Annotated in this window: 14 protein-coding genes; 6 read left to right on the top strand and 8 right to left on the bottom strand. The window is 62.3% G+C overall.

Annotated features, from left to right (window positions below; translation table 11 throughout):
* Positions 1-18: 18 nt before the first annotated feature.
* The gene (locus J3P84_RS21815; protein ID WP_305496476.1) at positions 19-948 is read right to left on the bottom strand and encodes an AraC family transcriptional regulator; all 930 of its coding nucleotides are present in this window, start codon (positions 946-948) and stop codon (positions 19-21) included.
* A gap of 327 nt (positions 949-1,275) precedes the next feature.
* On the opposite strand from J3P84_RS21815, the gene J3P84_RS21810 reads away from it, so the two are divergent.
* Both J3P84_RS21810 and J3P84_RS21805 read left to right on the top strand, forming a co-directional pair.
* A complete protein-coding gene (locus tag J3P84_RS21810) occupies positions 1,276-1,629 on the top strand; it encodes a putative quinol monooxygenase (RefSeq protein ID WP_434625801.1) in 354 nt (117 codons plus the stop codon).
* Positions 1,630-1,669: 40 nt separating this feature from the next.
* On the top strand, positions 1,670-1,903 hold the full coding sequence (locus J3P84_RS21805; RefSeq protein ID WP_434569659.1) for a hypothetical protein: 234 nt from the start codon (positions 1,670-1,672) through the stop codon (positions 1,901-1,903).
* Between the two features lie 145 nt (positions 1,904-2,048).
* On the opposite strand, the gene J3P84_RS21800 is transcribed toward J3P84_RS21805, so the two are convergent.
* The 6 genes from J3P84_RS21800 to J3P84_RS21775 all read right to left on the bottom strand — a co-directional run bounded on the left by J3P84_RS21800 (position 2,049) and on the right by J3P84_RS21775 (position 9,618).
* Positions 2,049-2,669, bottom strand: coding sequence for a flavin reductase family protein (locus J3P84_RS21800; RefSeq protein ID WP_434625799.1), 621 nt, complete (start codon positions 2,667-2,669; stop codon positions 2,049-2,051).
* Positions 2,670-2,863: 194 nt separating this feature from the next.
* Positions 2,864-3,082: a hypothetical protein gene (locus tag J3P84_RS21795; RefSeq protein ID WP_434625797.1), complete on the bottom strand. Its 219-nt coding sequence runs from the start codon at positions 3,080-3,082 to the stop codon at positions 2,864-2,866.
* 136 nt (positions 3,083-3,218) lie between these two features.
* Positions 3,219-4,538 (bottom strand): MFS transporter, encoded by a 1,320-nt coding sequence (locus J3P84_RS21790; protein ID WP_305496467.1) that lies wholly within the window; start codon positions 4,536-4,538, stop codon positions 3,219-3,221.
* Positions 4,539-4,827: 289 nt separating this feature from the next.
* Entirely contained in the window at positions 4,828-6,162 is a 1,335-nt protein-coding gene (locus tag J3P84_RS21785; RefSeq protein WP_434625795.1) for a sigma-54-dependent transcriptional regulator, read from the bottom strand.
* Positions 6,155-7,918, bottom strand: coding sequence for a sensor histidine kinase (locus J3P84_RS21780; RefSeq protein WP_434625793.1), 1,764 nt, complete (start codon positions 7,916-7,918; stop codon positions 6,155-6,157). The genes J3P84_RS21785 and J3P84_RS21780 overlap by 8 nt, the downstream gene beginning before the upstream one ends.
* Before the next feature lie 176 nt (positions 7,919-8,094).
* Positions 8,095-9,618: a fumarate hydratase gene (locus tag J3P84_RS21775; protein ID WP_024014122.1), complete on the bottom strand. Its 1,524-nt coding sequence runs from the start codon at positions 9,616-9,618 to the stop codon at positions 8,095-8,097.
* Between the two features lie 538 nt (positions 9,619-10,156).
* On the opposite strand from J3P84_RS21775, the gene J3P84_RS21770 reads away from it, so the two are divergent.
* Together J3P84_RS21770 and J3P84_RS21765 are read left to right on the top strand one after the other, a co-directional pair.
* On the top strand, positions 10,157-11,263 hold the full coding sequence (locus tag J3P84_RS21770) for a diguanylate cyclase domain-containing protein (RefSeq protein ID WP_434569654.1): 1,107 nt from the start codon (positions 10,157-10,159) through the stop codon (positions 11,261-11,263).
* Entirely contained in the window at positions 11,256-12,203 is a 948-nt protein-coding gene (locus J3P84_RS21765) for an iron-sulfur-binding ferredoxin reductase (protein ID WP_434625790.1), read from the top strand. The genes J3P84_RS21770 and J3P84_RS21765 overlap by 8 nt, the downstream gene beginning before the upstream one ends.
* 166 nt (positions 12,204-12,369) lie before the next feature.
* Here J3P84_RS21765 and pyk read toward each other — a convergent pair whose 3' ends face one another.
* The gene (pyk, locus tag J3P84_RS21760; protein ID WP_434625788.1) at positions 12,370-13,821 is read right to left on the bottom strand and encodes a pyruvate kinase; all 1,452 of its coding nucleotides are present in this window, start codon (positions 13,819-13,821) and stop codon (positions 12,370-12,372) included.
* A gap of 236 nt (positions 13,822-14,057) precedes the next feature.
* Here pyk and J3P84_RS21755 point away from each other — a divergent pair, with 236 nt between their 5' ends.
* Positions 14,058-14,432, top strand: coding sequence for a tetratricopeptide repeat protein (locus J3P84_RS21755; RefSeq protein WP_305496455.1), 375 nt, complete (start codon positions 14,058-14,060; stop codon positions 14,430-14,432).
* Positions 14,433-14,703: 271 nt separating this feature from the next.
* Positions 14,704-15,063, top strand: a complete 360-nt coding sequence (locus tag J3P84_RS21750; RefSeq protein ID WP_434625785.1) for a PilZ domain-containing protein — start codon at positions 14,704-14,706, stop codon at positions 15,061-15,063.
* The last annotated feature ends 14 nt before the right edge of the window (positions 15,064-15,077 follow it).

Raw genomic sequence — 15,077 nt, 5'->3', positions numbered from 1 at the left:
GTCAGCACAAAGTACAGGTCATACGGTCATCCGCAACCGCGCCAGATCCCTCAGCGGCGGCGCGCCGAACAGCCGGCTGTATTCGCGGCTGAACTGCGACGGGCTTTCATAACCCACGCGATACCCTGCCGCCGAGGCTTCCAGCCCTTCGGCCAGCATCAGGCGACGGGCTTCCTGCAGGCGCAATTGCTTCTGGTACTGCAACGGGCTCATGGCGGTCATTGCCTTGAAACGATGATGCAGGGTCGAGACGCTGAGGTTGACTTCCCGGGCCAGGTCGTCGATGCGCAGCGGCTGTTCGAAATGGCCGTTGAGCCATTTGATCGCCTGGCTGATGCGATGGCTCTGGCTGTTGGCAATGGCAATTTCATACAGCCGGTAGCCTTGCGGGCTGCGCAGCAGGCGATAGAGGATTTCCCGGCGCACCAGTGGCGCGAGCATGGCGATGTCTTTCGGGCTGTCCAGCAACCGTGCCAGGCGCAGCACGGCATCGAGCATCGGCGTGTCCAGGCGTTCGACATACAGGCCGCGGCCAGCGGGGCGGGTCGGTACGCCCAAGGGACCGGCGTCGGCGATCAGCGCGGTGATTTCCGCCGGGTCGATGTCCAGGCGCAGCGCCAGGATCGGCTGTTCGGGCGACACGTCGGCGATGCACCCGCTCAATGGCATCGAGACCGAGACCACCAGGTAGTGCAACGGATCGTAGTTGAACAGTTCGTCTGCCAGGCGCACCTGCTTGCTGCCCTGGGCCATGATGCACAATGCCGGTTGGGCCAGCACCGGGGCAAATTTATGCGGCTGGCTGTGGCGCGACAGGTGCAGCGAGCCGATGGCGGTGGCGTAGCTGCCGTCCTCGCTGGTATTGCGTTCGATGATCGATGCCAGCTCGGCGCGCTGTTGTTCCAGGTAAGTGTCCAGCGGGACGTGGGCGTGATCGAGTGGCGACATGCCGAAATCCTCGGATGATAGGGATGCGATGGACGCAGCTTAAATTTGTGCAAGGCGCAGCGGTAGCAACATCCTGTTGAAAGCTTGCCTGATCCTGCACGGCCTGTCGGATCGGGACGGTGCAACCTGCTCGAAACTTGCTTGAAACCTTTTGTTTCAAGTTGCGCTGTTTGTGTCGGTTCCAAGCCAGGTCGGCGGCATCTGCGGGCAGGATCGTGCAATGTGTCGGCAGGAATCGACTAACGAAGCTGGTGTCGGGGCGCTTAACCTTTGATCCTGTCGCAGCCCGTCCCCGGCTGCACAACGGATCACCTGGGAGGGTTGAACATGACTACACAGATCCCCGTCAGTCACATGGCTTTCGTGCGGGCACGAGCCGGCCGCAGCCAGCAATTGGGTGCGCGCCTGAGTACCTTGATCACCCCGTCGCGGCAAGCTCCCGGTTGCCTGCACTTCGCCTTGCAGCAATCGCAATGCGACGCCGACTTGTGGCTGGTGTCCGGGCTGTGGACCCACCAGCAGGCGATGGAGGCCTACTTCAATTCCCCGGCGATGGCGATCTTCGCCGAGCTGGTGCAGGACCTGGTGGTGAGCAGCCTGGATTTCCATACCTTTCGCGAAGTGTCTGCCGCCAAGGCGACCGAAGGGTGCATGGCGAAGGTACACAAACTGGCCGGTTGAAGGTTTAATGACGGTCATTCCAACCGCCAGGATGCGCATTATGGCACGCAAAGCCTTTGAAACTTTTGAAGCTGTTTCCGCTGTTGTTCCCAAGGAGGGTGGCGGCTATTACGCAGCCATCGCCACCAAGGCCATCGGCAGTCCCGACAAGCCTCGCTTCAACAAAGTGCTCGAAGAGCAGACGTTCGAGACTGCTTTCAAAGCCGATGAAGCGGCTGCCCAGCAGTTGACTCACCTGCAGGGTGTCGATGGCGAAGGCGGCCTGATCTGGTAATCGCATTTCTAGGTTGTTTTCGTGGCGAGGGGATTTGTCCCCGCTGGGGCGCGTAGCGGCCCTGAGACCAGCCGCCTTGGCGTATCAGATGTTCCGCTTTGGGGGCTGCTACGCAGCCCAGCGGGGATAAATTCCCTCGCCACATTTACTTCGGGCGATGCATCCTGAACAACGCCTCCGGCCCCAGCTGGAAATAATCCGCCGGCCCGCCACCACGCAAAATCGGCTCGGCGGCGGCGGTGTCGTATACCCCATCCTTCAACAGCCACTTGGCGATGTGCACGGCGACGACTTCGCCGAGGATCAGCCAGCTCGGTACAAGTGCCTTGTCGGCACGTTGCAGTTGGATGATCTGCGTGACTTTGCATTCGAAGGATACCGGGCTCTCTGCCACGCGCGGCACCTGGATCACCCGCGACGGGGCGGTTGTCAAACCTGCCAGTTCGAACTCATCGACCTCTGGCGCGACCATTGCGCAGCTCTGGTTCATCTGCTCGGCCAGCGGGCGGGTGGCGAGGTTCCAGGCGAACTCCCCGGTCTGCTCGATATTGTTCAGGCTGTCTTTGCGCCCGACACTTGAGAAACCGATGATCGGCGGAACGTAGTTAAAGGCGTTGAAGAAACTGTAAGGCGCCAGGTTCAGGCGTCCTTCGCCGTCCTGGGAAGAAATCCAGCCAATGGGCCGTGGACCGATGATCGCGTTGAACGGATCGTGTGGCAGGCCGTGACCGTTGGCGGGTTCGTAGTAATGGATGTCATCGGGCATGAAGGCGTAGGTCCTGGGATCGGTTTGAACGGTATCCGAGGATAGTGCAGGCGCCGACCGGTTTTGTCAGCAACCCAGAACCCGTGTGGGAGCTAGCCTGCTCGCGAAAGCGCTGGATCAGTTGGCTGGGATGCCGACTGTGCCATTGTCTTCGCGAGCAGGCTCGCTCCCACAGTGTCGGGTGATGGCTGGAATCAGTTGGTGGACGCCGCATCGGCGCGGTCGGCGCCCTGTGTTGCGACGGTCGGCTCGGTGGCGTGATTTTCATCTTGTCTGGCAACAGAGGCCGAGCCGCTGCGGTCATGGGTGTCGGCGATAAAAGCGGCGGTGCCGGTGCGGTCGAAGCCGTCGTCGGCAAAGGCGCTGGTGGCCAATACGGAGAGGGTCAGGGCGAAAATCAGTCGGGTCTTCATGGTCATGCTCCAGTTAATGTTTCGATGGAGATGAGGATGAAGTGCGGTCATTAACTGAGAATTAATCTCGAAAACCTGGAACGAAAAAGGGGCCAACCCGGCGAGGTCAGCCCCTTCTGTTGCTACGCCTTGACTATCAGTCCGTCACGATCCGCGAGTGCTTGCGGGTGTCTTTCATGGTGATGTAGACCAGCAGCGATACCGCGATGCAGCCTGTCACGTACCAGTAGTAGCCAGTTTCCATGCCGATGCTCTTGAACCACAGCGCGATGTATTCGGCGGTGCCACCGAAGATCGATACGGTCAGGGCGTACGGCAGGCCGACGCCGAGGGCGCGGATCTCGGTAGGGAACAGCTCGGCTTTCACCACCGCGTTGATCGAGGTGTAGCCGCTGACGATGATCAGCGCGGCCATGATCAGGAAGAACGCGCCCCACCAGGTCTGGATGGTGTGCAGGGTGGTGAGGATCGGCACCGTGAACAACGTCCCCAGGATGCCGAAGGCAATCAGGATCGGCCGGCGACCGATCTTGTCCGACAGCCCACCGATGATCGGTTGCAGGCACATGAACAGGAACAGCGTGGCGGCGGAAATGGTGGTGGAGTCGGAGATGCTCATGCCGACGGTATTAACCAGGTACTTCTGCATGTAGGTGGTGTAGGTGTAGAACGCCAGCGTACCGCCCATGGTCAGGCCGACCACGGTCAGCAGTTCCTTGGGATGACGCATCAAGGTGCGCATCGCGCTTTCCTTGGCTTTTTCCTTCTTGGTGAACGACTCGGTTTCTTCCATGCCGCGACGCAGGTACAGCGCCACGACTGCGCACAGCGCGCCGATGGCGAACGGGATGCGCCAGCCCCAGGCGTAGAGTTGCTCGGTGGTGAGGACCTGCTGCAGCACGATCAGCACGCCGAGGGCGATGAGCTGGCCGGAGATCAGGGTCACGTACTGGAAGCTGGAGAAGAAACCACGTCGTTCCTTGGTCGCCATCTCGCTCAGGTAGGTGGCCGACGTGCCGTATTCGCCACCCACCGACAAGCCTTGGAGCAAGCGGGCGAAGACCAGCAGGATCGGCGCGCCGACGCCGATGGTTTCGTAGCTCGGGCTCAGGGCGATGATCAGCGAGCCGAAGCACATCAGGTACACCGAGGCCATCAACGCGCGTTTACGGCCGGCGCGGTCGGCGTACAGGCCCATCAGCCAGCCGCCGATCGGGCGCATCAGGAAGCCGACGGCGAAGATCGCGGCGGTGTTGAGCAGTTGGGCGGTGGTGTCACCCTTGGGGAAGAAGGCTTTGGCGAAGTACAACGAGAAAGCAGCGTAGACGTACCAGTCGTACCACTCGACCATGTTGCCGACCGAGCCGCTGAAGATCGATTTGATCCGGCTGGCGGTGGTTCTTTCACGGGCGGGCACGGCAGCCGACCCAATGGGCAGGGCGTTGGAGTTATCCATTGAAGGATCCTTCGTTTAATTGTTTTTGTGGAGCGCGTGTGAACGCAGCCTGCCAGGGCTATAGCAGGAGCTGTGCCAGGTGGCGGAGGGCCGGTTTAGAGGGGTTGATGGCGGCGTCTAAGCGGAAATCCGCTTATTGTGGCTAAGGGGTTGGGCGGAAATCCGCTTATCAAGTGATGTGTCGGGCGGCCTCTTCGCGAGCAGGCTCGCTCCCACATGGGTTCAGTATTCGCAGGTCCCTGTGGGAGCGAGCCTGCTCGCGAAGAGGGCAGAGCAGGCAGCGCAAAAATCAGCGCTCCTGCAAAAACATCTCCCGATTCAACCCATGCCGCTGCATCTTTTCATTGAAGGTACGGCGCGGCAGTTGCAGTTCTTCGAGCACGGCTTTCACGTCGCCCTTGTGCCGCGTGAGGGCGGCGCGCAGGCATTGCGCTTCGAAGGCTTCCTGCCGGGCCGCCAGGGATTGGCCGGGCGCCGCGTCCTCGACGGGCAGTTGATCCAGGCCCAGCACCTGGCGTTCGGCGACGTTGGCCAGTTCGCGGACATTGCCTGGCCAGTCATGGCTGAGCAAATGGCTCAGTTGCGGGCCGCTCAGCGGCGTTGCCGGGCGGCCCAGGCGTTCGGCGGCGCTGTGGGCGAAATGTTCGAACAGCAGCGGAATGTCCTCGCGCCGTTCACGCAGCGGCGGCAGGCGCAGTTCGGCAATGTTCAAGCGATAGGCCAGGTCTTCGCGAAAGCGCCCGGCACGGGCTTCGTCCAACAGGTCCGGTTTGGTCGCGGCAATGATGCGCAGGTCCACCGGGATGCTCTGGTTGGAGCCCAGGCGCTCGAGTTTCTTTTCCTGCAGAACCCGCAGCAACTTGGCCTGTTGCGCCAGGGGCATGCTTTCGATTTCATCAAGAAACAGTGTGCCGCCATCGGCATATTCGAGCTTGCCGATGCGCTTGCCCTGGGCGCCGGTGAACGCGCCGCTTTCATGGCCGAACAGTTCGGCCTCGAACAGCGGCTCGGGAATGGCCGCGCAGTTCAGCGCCACGAAAGGCTTGCTCGCCCTTGGGCCGAAATCATGCAGGCAGCGGGCGACCAGTTCCTTGCCACTGCCGGTTTCGCCGCGAATCAACACGTTGACCGGCAGGGTCGCCAGGTCCAGCACCTGGCGGCGCAGGTTCTGCAAAGGCCGGGAGACGCCCAGCAGCGTGGTGTCCAGCCGGGCCCTGGCGTCGGCCTGCTCGTGCAGCCGGCGGTTCTCCAGCACCAGGAAACGTTTATCGAGGGCGCGACGCAGGCTGCCCAGCAGGGCTTCAGGGCTGAAGGGTTTTTCCAGGAAGTCGTAGGCCCCGTCGCGCATGGCTTCCACCGCCATCGGTACATCGCCGTGACCGGTCAACAGGATCACCGGCAGGTCGGGGTCGCGCTTGCGTACTTCGGCCAACAGTTCCAGGCCGCTGAGCCCAGGCATGCGCACGTCACTCAGGATCACCCCGGCAAAATTCTCCGGCAATTGCCCCAGGCAGTCTTCGGCGCGGCTGAACAACTGCACGCGAAATCCGGACAGGCTCAGCCACTGCTCCACGGCACTGCGGATACTGCTCTCGTCATCGACGACTATGACCGAATCAAGCATGCAACGGCGCCTCGGGATCGATGGGCAAGGTGACGCAGAATACCGCGCCGTTTTCGTGATTGCCCGCTGTCAGCCGCCCGCCGGATTCATGAATGATCGCAAACGACACCGCCAGGCCCAGGCCCAGGCCATCGCCGACGGCCTTGGTGGTGAAAAAGGGGTCGAACACCTGGGCCAGGTGCTCTTCGGCAATTCCGCCGCCGCTGTCTTTCACCGTCAGGCACCACAACTGCTCATCGGCCTGCAGGCGCACTTCCAGGCGCTTGATCGGTTGGTCGACCATCGCGTCGAGAGCGTTGCGCAGCAGGTTGATCAGCACCTGTTCGAGGCGGATCGCGTCGCCGCGAACCCAGGCCGGGCGGGCCAGGTGCAACACTGTGCTGACGTGTTCATCGCGCAGGCGTGTCTCCAGCAATTGCAGGGCCTGGTCGACCACCGCTGCCAGGTCCAGGCGCTCTCGCAGGCCGCTCGGGCTTTTGCGGGCAAAGGTTTTGAGGTGGCCGGTGAGGGCGGCCATGCGTGTGAGCATGTCATCCACTGGTTTGAGCGCCTTGTAGGCGTCATCGATCCGGCCATGGTCAAGCAACAGGCGCAGGGTCGCCAGCTGCATGCGCTGGGCGGTCAGCGGCTGGTTGATCTCGTGGGCCAGTGCCGCCGACATCTGCCCCAGGGCCGCGAGCTTGGCCGATTGCACCAGGCCGTCCTGGGCAGTGCGCAGTTCACGCGTGCGTTCCTCCACCAGCCGTTCGAGTTCCTCGCGGCTGCGTTGACGCAGTCTTGCCAGGCGCCAGCGCTGGTTGAGAAACAGCAACAGGAACACCAGCGCCAGCCACAACCCGGCGGCGGCGAGCCCGGCGTTGCGCAGGTCTTCAAAGGCGATCTGCGGCCTGCGCAACAAATGCAAGGTCCAGCCTTCGCCGGTCAACGGCAGGGATTCCCAGAGATAGTCCGCCGTGCCATCGGGCGCTTCGACCCGGGCCAGATGGCTGTTGTCGTCGAAGCGTCGCAGCGGATCGAAGGCCAAGGGCTGCAACGGTTGCTTGTCGTATTGACGGGTAGCCTTGAGTTCGGCGCGGTCGCTGTCGGTCAAGGGGTGCAGATGGCGATAGCGCCACCCAGGGCGATTGGCGATGAAGATAATTCCCCGCGCGTCGCTGACCAACAGCGTGTCGCTGCCCTGGCGCCACTCGCGTTCGAGCTCCGGAAACTCCAGCTTCACCACCATGGCGCCGAGGAACTCGCCGTTGTCGCCGGTCACCGCGCTGGACAGGAAATAGCCAGGGATACCACTGGTCACGCCCACGGCATAAAACCGCCCGGTGCCTTGGGTGCGGGTCTGGAGGAAGTAGGGACGAAAACCATAGTTGTGGCCGACATAGCTGCTCGGCAGCCGCCAGTTGCTGGCCGCTACGGCCAGGCCGGTATGGTCCAGCAATTCCAGGGTGGAGGACTGCGCGGCGCCGTTGATCTTTTCCAGCTTGCGATTCAGTTCATCCTGTTGCGCCGCACTGACCGGGCCCTTCAGGGCATCGCGCAGTTGTGGGTCCAGCGCCAGCACGGAGGGCAGGGCGCGGTAGCGTTCGATCAGGGTATGAAGGGAGTTGGCGTACAGCGCCAGTTGCTGGCTGGCACGGCTGGCGTCCTCTTCCAGGGCCGCGCGTTCGGCGTGACGCACGGCGAGGGTGGCGGCGATGGCAGCGCCAGTGAGAATCAGCAGGGTGTACAGCGACAGGCGCAGGGTACGGGTATTCGGCATGCTGGCGTAAACCAGTGGAAAGTCGGGCGGGCAAGATAGCATGCTGGAACGATTTGGAGCCTGATCGACCGCCATCGCGAGCAGGCTCGCTCCCACAGGTTTTGATTGTGGTATTTACAAAAAAGGCCGGTGGGCTTGTCGCTCACCGGCCTTCCTCACAGCGGCTGGAACGCTTGTTACTGCACCTCTACCGCCAGGCTTTCGCTGATCTTCTGTTGCCAGATCGCCGGACCGGTGATGTGCACCGACTCGCCTTTGCTGTCGACCGCAACGGTCACCGGCATGTCCTTGACCTCGAACTCGTAGATCGCTTCCATCCCCAGTTCGGCGAACGCCAGGACCTTGGATTTCTTGATCGCCTGGGCTACCAGGTAAGCGGCACCGCCGACGGCCATCAGGTAGACCGCCTTGTTGTCCTTGATCGCTTCGATGGCGGTCGGGCCGCGCTCGGATTTGCCGATCATGCCCAACAGGCCGGTCTGCTCGAGGATCTGGCGGGTGAACTTGTCCATCCGCGTGGCGGTGGTCGGGCCGGCCGGGCCAACCACTTCGTCGCCGACCGGGTCGACCGGGCCAACGTAGTAGATGAAGCGGCCCTTGAGGTCCACCGGCAGGGTTTCACCTTTGTTCAGCATCTCGACCATGCGCTTGTGCGCCGCGTCGCGACCGGTGAGCATCTTGCCGTTGAGCAATACCGTTTCGCCCGGCTTCCAGCTCTGCACTTCTTCCGGGGTCAGGGTGTCGAGGTTCACGCGACGCGCCGACGGACCGGCTTCCCAGACGATTTCCGGGTAGGCGTCCAGCGGTGGCGCTTCCAGCGAGGCCGGGCCGCTGCCGTCGAGCACGAAGTGGGCATGACGGGTGGCGGCACAGTTGGGGATCATGCACACCGGCAGGGAGGCGGCGTGGGTCGGGTAGTCCATGATCTTCACGTCGAGCACGGTGGTCAGGCCGCCCAGGCCCTGGGCGCCGATGCCCAGTTGGTTGACCTTCTCGAACAGCTCCAGGCGCATCTCTTCGATACGGTTCTGCGGGCCGCGGGCCTTGAGCTCGTGGATGTCGATGGATTCCATCAACACTTCCTTGGCCATCACCGCGGCTTTCTCGGCGGTGCCGCCGATGCCGATACCGAGCATGCCCGGTGGGCACCAGCCGGCGCCCATGGTCGGAACGGTCTTGAGTACCCAGTCGACGATGGAGTCGGACGGGTTGAGCATGGCCATCTTCGACTTGTTCTCGGAGCCGCCGCCTTTGGCCGCCACGTCCACTTCCACGGTGTTGCCCGGGACGATGGAGTAGTGGATGACCGCCGGCGTGTTGTCCTTGGTGTTCTTGCGCGCGCCTGCCGGGTCGGCGAGGATCGATGCGCGCAGGACGTTTTCCGGCAGGTTGTAGGCGCGACGCACGCCCTCGTTGATCATGTCGTCCAGGCCCATGGTCGCGCCATCCCAACGCACGTCCATGCCCACGCGCACGAACACGGTCACGATACCGGTGTCCTGGCAGATCGGCCGATGGCCGGTGGCGCACATGCGCGAGTTGATCAGGATCTGCGCCATGGAATCACGGGCCGCCGGCGATTCTTCGCGCAGGTAGGCCTCGTGCATCGCCTGGATGAAATCCACGGGGTGGTAATAGGAAATGAACTGCAAGGCGTCGGCGACGCTCTGTATCAGGTCATCTTGCTTGATCACGGTCATGAGTCGCGCTCCTCTCTAAAGACGGGAACATTCTATAAGGCAGCTTCGAGCTGCAAGCTTCAAGCGGCAAGCTGAAGCAGTATGCGTACTGCTCTGAACTTGCCGCTTGGAGCTAGCCGCTTGCAGCTGACCTCAGGTCAAGGCACGCCGGGCATGCTGGCGCGACGCTAAAAAGGCGCGGCAGTATATCGCAGGCACGCAGCCTGTGGGAGCGAGCTTGCTCGCGATGGCGACCTGCGGCCTGAAGGCAGCGTCACCAAACCCTTGGCGAGGGAGCTTGCTCCCGCTGGGCTGCGCAGCGGCCCCAGGATTTTGCGGTCGCTGCGCACTGGAGCACCAGCCCGGCCGAGCGGGAGCAAGCTCCCTCGCCACGGGGACCGCGTCGGAGCCAGCAGATGCGTCAATCTGGGCCATTGCTTTGACGCCATTTTTCTGCGCCAGAATTGAATGGTCATTTGCCGAACACGCCACTAAAGTGGCGTCTGGCCTGTAGCGTAGGACGCCTCTGTCAGTCTCCTTTCCCATGGTGAGTCACCGATTGACCCATAACGCCATCCAACGTCTTTTGCTTAAACGCTTTGCCCTCGCAGCCACGACTTATGCGCTGGCACTGGTATTGTTGTGGCTGGCGTTTTTCAGTGGTCATTACCTCGACACATTGCGTGGCGTCATTGTTGGCAGCCTGTTGGTCGTGCTGTGCCAGGCCGGTCTGTTCACGCTGTTCATCACCGACCGCAACCTGCGATTCGCCGACCCCAGCCTCACGGAAATACAGGTCTGGATCGGCCTGGGCTGGCAGACCTGGATGATGGCGCACCTGGACCAGGCCCGGGGCGTGTTCCTGGTGTTCTATGTGCTGATCCTGCTGTTCGGGCTGTTTCACCTTTCCCGCCGGGCCTTCGTGCGTTGCGCGACGCTTGTGTTCATCAGCTTCACCGGGATCACGCTCTGGGACGGTTATTTCTTTCGCCTGCCCGATCCGACGCTGGCCGGTCTGCAGGTCTGCGTACTGTTCATCGTGTTGGTGTGGCTGGTGTTGTACGCCCGCTACGTCCAGACCTCGCGTCAACGCATGCGCCAGCGTCGATTTGCCTTGCAGGCGCACCAGGACACATTGCGCGGCATGATGCGCCAGCTCGAAGACCTGGTGGCCACCGATGAACTGACCGGCCTGTTCAACCGCCGGCACTTCCTGCGCCTGGCCGGCCGCGAGCTCAATACCCTCAGGCCCGGCGTCGCCCATGGCCTGGCCTTGATCGACCTCGACCATTTCAAACGCATCAACGACCTGCATGGCCATGCCGCGGGCGACCAGGTATTGCAGGCATTCGCCGCTGTCGCCACGGCGTGCCTGCGCGAGGGCGATGTGCTGGCCCGTTACGGTGGCGAGGAGTTTGTCATGCTGCTCCCCGCTTGCGATCCCGCGCGCCTGACGGCCTGTTGCGAGCGATTGCGGCTGGCGTTCACCGAGGTTCGATTGGTCGATCTGCCGGTGGGCAACCTCAGTTTGTCGGTGGGGATGACGATGCTGGAAATCGGCGATGACCTGGACAGCGCCTTGCAGCGCGCCGACCAGGCCTTGTACCGTGCCAAGCGGGACGGTCGCAACCGTTGCGCCGCCGCCTGGGAGAACGTCGATGCCTGAACTGAAAGTCGCCGACCGGCAATGGACGGTGGCGGCTGGCGGCAATCTGCTGGACGCGCTTAACCACGGCGGCGTGCCGGTGCCCTATAGCTGCCGTGCCGGCAGTTGCCATGCCTGCCTGGTGCAATGTGTGAAGGGGGATGTGCGTGACAGCCGTCCCGACGCCCTGAGCCCGGCGCAGCGAGATAACGGTTGGCGCCTGGCATGCCAGTGCCAGGTGGTCGAAGACGTGCAGATCCACACCTTTGATCCGCAGCGCGACGGCCAGGCCGCCGCTGTGGACGCGGTGGATTGGCTGGGGGCTGACGTGCTACGCCTGCGCATCAGCCCGCAGCGACCACTGCGTTATCGAGCCGGGCAACATCTGGTGTTATGGGCCGGTGACGTGGCCCGGCCGTACTCCCTGGCGAGCCTGCCCGAAGAAGACCGATTCCTGGAGTTTCACCTCGATTGTCGCGAGCCCGGTCAATTCGTCGATGCGGCGCGACAACTGAGCACCGGAGACCCGATCCGCCTCGGCGAACTGCGCGGCGGCGCGCTGCATTACGACGCCGACTGGCACGATCGGCCGCTCTGGCTGCTGGCCGCTGGCACCGGCCTGGCACCGCTGTTCGGCATCCTCCGTGAAGCGCTGCGCCAGCAGCACCAAGGCACGATTCGGCTGATTCACCTGGCCCATGATGAGGCCGGGCATTACCTGGATAAACCTCTGAAGGCACTGGCGGCCAAACACCCCAACCTGAACGTCGAGCTACTGACCGCAGCCGAGGCGCCAGCGGCGCTCGCGCAACTGCGCCTGGCTTCGCGCCAGACCCAGGCCCTGGTGTGCGGTCATCCGGACCGGGTCGAGGCGTTTGCCAAGCGTTTGTACCTGGCGGGGCTGCCGCGTAATCAGTTGCTGGCGGATGTGTTTCTGACCCGCGAGGACAGTGACGGCTGACAGACCGCCTTCGCGAGCAGGCTCGCTCCCACAGAGGGCGGCGCAAATCCAGTGTGGGAGCGAGCCTGCTCGCGAAGGCCTCAGCCCAGGCATCACATCCCCAAAGCCATAAACCAAAAAGCCCCGCCATTCACATGGCGGGGCTTTTGTTTTCAGCAACCGGTCATCAAACCATCGGGTCGCCGACGTGCAGGATCTTCATCCCGTTGGTGCCGCCGATGGTGTGGTAGCTGTCGCCCTTGGTCAGGATGACCCAGTCGCCGGTCTGCACCACGCCACGCTTGACCAGTTCATCCACCGCCGCCTGGCTGACTTCGCCCGGTTGCAGGGCGGCCGGGTCGAACGGCACGGTGTAGACGCCACGGAACATGGCGGCACGGGCCTGGGTTTCGCGGTGCGGGGAGAACGCATAGATCGGCACGGAGGAGCGGATGCGCGACATGATCAACGGCGTGTAGCCACTTTCGGTCAGGGCGATGATCGCCTTTACGCCCGGGAAGTGGTTAGCGGTATACATGCTCGCCAAGGCAATGCTCTCGTCGCAGCGCTCGAAGGTCTTGCCGATGCGGTGGCTGGACGTCTTGCCGGTCGGGTGCTTTTCAGCGCCGATGCAGATACGTGCCATGGCCTGCACCGCTTCGAGCGGGTAGAGGCCGGCGGCGCTTTCGGCCGAGAGCATCACGGCGTCGGTGTAGTCGAGCACGGCGTTGGCTACGTCGGACACTTCGGCGCGGGTCGGCATCGGGTTCTGGATCATCGACTCCATCATCTGGGTCGCAACGATCACCGCTTTGTTGTGGCGGCGTGCGTGCAGGATGATCTTCTTCTGGATGCCCACCAGTTCGGCATCGCCGATTTCCACGCCGAGGTCGCCACGAGCCACCATCACTGCGTCGGACGCCTTGATCAGGCCATCGAGGGTTTCATCGTCGGCCACGGCTTCGGCGCGTTCGATCTTGGCCACCAGCCAGGCGGTACCGCCGGCCTCGTCGCGCAATTGACGGGCATATTCCATGTCCGCCGCGTCGCGCGGGAAGGACACCGCCAGGTAGTCGACTTCCATTTCCGCGGCCAGCTTGATATCGGCCTTGTCTTTGTCGGTCAGGGCCGGAGCAGTCAGGCCGCCGCCGCGACGGTTGATACCTTTGTGGTCCGACAGCGGGCCGCCAATGGTCACGACGCAGTTCAGTTCGGTGGCGGTGGCGGTCTCGACGCGCATCACCACGCGGCCGTCGTCGAGCAGCAGCTCGTCGCCCACGCCGCAATCCTTGACCAGGTCCGGGTAGTCGATACCGACGACTTGCTGGTTACCCTCGGTCAATGGATGGCTGGTGGAAAAGGTGAACTTGTCACCGATCTTCAGCTCGATGCGCTTGTTGGCGAATTTGGCAATGCGGATCTTCGGGCCTTGCAGGTCACCCAGCAGGGCGACGAAGCGGCCATGCTTGGCGGCCAGGTCGCGCACCAGCTTGGCACGAGCCTTGTGCTCGTCGGGGGTGCCGTGGGAGAAGTTCAGGCGGGCAACGTCCAGGCCAGCCAGAATCAGCTGTTCGAGAACTTCCGGCGAGTTACTGGCCGGGCCAAGGGTAGCGACGATTTTGGTGCGACGGACGGACATGCAGGACTCCTCAAGTTCAAGCGCCAGCGAAGGCTACTATGGTCTTTGGGTGTAGTCATTGTTCATGTGCACTACTTATTCGTTTCTTTTTCGAAATGAACATTCCTGAAAATTTCTGCGCCTGTGACGAAGGTGATAGCGCTTTTAACAGTGATGACATGTCGTGTGGACCCTTTTTCAGGTTGAAGATTTTCCCATCCAGGTCGATAAAGAGCTCAAGACAGGAGATCCTCCCCATGCGATTCGTGCTTTTTATTGCCTTGGCCTTGAGCATCACGGGCTGCACCCGTTGGTCGATGAACCACCACATGAACCTGGCCTACAAGGCCTACGAGCGCGGCAATTGCGAGCAAGTGATGCTTGAACTGTCCAAGGTCGACCGCGCCAGCCGTGCCCGTCGTTATATGCAGCCGGAAGTCTCGATGATGCGTGGTCAATGCCTGGAGCGGCAAAAGCTGTTCGTCGATGCGGCGCAGACGTACCAGTTCATTCTTACGCAATACCCCAACAGCGAGTACGCCTATCGTGCCCGCGCCCGGCTCGAAACCTTGCAGAGCCTTGGGCATTACCCTACCCGTAGCACCTCGGCCATCCGCCCGACGGCGTTCTGAACGACGCCGGATCCAGGCCCTCGGCCAGGCGCCGGCGCGGCATTATGATGGGGATCGCATCCGGACTGGCCGTCGTCAGAACCTGCGCTATAGTTGTACATCTGGCTATTAGAGCTTGGACTCTAATAGCCAGGTGGCGCCTGTAACCGATGAGAGACGCCATGACGTTTGCTGGCGTCTGGCAAGGGGATCAGGGAGAGCGGGCTCGCTTGGGTTCGTTCCGAAGTGTTCGGTTGGCCGGTGAGCGGCCATTAAAAAAGCGATACAGGACATGTACAAAGAGCGCCGCATTGAACGACATCAGTTGGCTTGTTTTCTTGAGGTGTTCAACGGCCTCAACGAGAAACCGATCGGTTTTCTGGGCAACGTTTCTGAAAGTGGCCTGATGTTGATCAGTCAATTGCCGTTGATGATTGGCGCAAGCTTTGATCTGTACCTGAAAATCCCCACCGACGACGGATCACAGCAAGAGATCCGGTTGAAGGCCAAGTGCCTGTGGTGTCATGAAGACGTGACGCCGCAGCATTTCGATGCCGGTTTCAGCCTGCAATGGGCGCCGCCGGAGTACGGGGCGCTGGTCAGCGCGTTGCAGCAGTATTTCTGTTTTTATCCGTTGCCCGCCTCGGCTTGAGTAACCGACTCCTG

The organism is Pseudomonas sp. Z1-29 (assembly GCF_051131995.1).
Taxonomy (GTDB): domain Bacteria; phylum Pseudomonadota; class Gammaproteobacteria; order Pseudomonadales; family Pseudomonadaceae; genus Aquipseudomonas.
The sequence above is the reverse complement of the archived record's forward strand: the minus strand, read 5'-3'. Positions and strand labels throughout refer to the sequence as shown.

Bases quoted from the DNA above. Each gene is read 5' to 3' on its own strand.
- J3P84_RS21795 (WP_434625797.1), bottom strand. From the start codon at position 3,082: ATGAAGACCCGACTGATTTTCGCCCTGACCCTCTCCGTATTGGCCACC.
- J3P84_RS21755 (WP_305496455.1), top strand. From the start codon at position 14,058: ATGCGATTCGTGCTTTTTATTGCCTTGGCCTTGAGCATCACGGGCTGC.
- pyk (WP_434625788.1), bottom strand. From the start codon at position 13,821: ATGTCCGTCCGTCGCACCAAAATCGTCGCTACCCTTGGCCCGGCCAGT.
- J3P84_RS21785 (WP_434625795.1), bottom strand. From the start codon at position 6,162: ATGCTTGATTCGGTCATAGTCGTCGATGACGAGAGCAGTATCCGCAGT.
- J3P84_RS21800 (WP_434625799.1), bottom strand. From the start codon at position 2,669: ATGCCCGATGACATCCATTACTACGAACCCGCCAACGGTCACGGCCTG.
- J3P84_RS21780 (WP_434625793.1), bottom strand. From the start codon at position 7,918: ATGCCGAATACCCGTACCCTGCGCCTGTCGCTGTACACCCTGCTGATT.
- J3P84_RS21765 (WP_434625790.1), top strand. From the start codon at position 11,256: ATGCCTGAACTGAAAGTCGCCGACCGGCAATGGACGGTGGCGGCTGGC.
- J3P84_RS21750 (WP_434625785.1), top strand. From the start codon at position 14,704: ATGTACAAAGAGCGCCGCATTGAACGACATCAGTTGGCTTGTTTTCTT.
- J3P84_RS21790 (WP_305496467.1), bottom strand. From the start codon at position 4,538: ATGGATAACTCCAACGCCCTGCCCATTGGGTCGGCTGCCGTGCCCGCC.
- J3P84_RS21775 (WP_024014122.1), bottom strand. From the start codon at position 9,618: ATGACCGTGATCAAGCAAGATGACCTGATACAGAGCGTCGCCGACGCC.
- J3P84_RS21810 (WP_434625801.1), top strand. From the start codon at position 1,276: ATGACTACACAGATCCCCGTCAGTCACATGGCTTTCGTGCGGGCACGA.
- J3P84_RS21805 (WP_434569659.1), top strand. From the start codon at position 1,670: ATGGCACGCAAAGCCTTTGAAACTTTTGAAGCTGTTTCCGCTGTTGTT.
- J3P84_RS21815 (WP_305496476.1), bottom strand. From the start codon at position 948: ATGTCGCCACTCGATCACGCCCACGTCCCGCTGGACACTTACCTGGAA.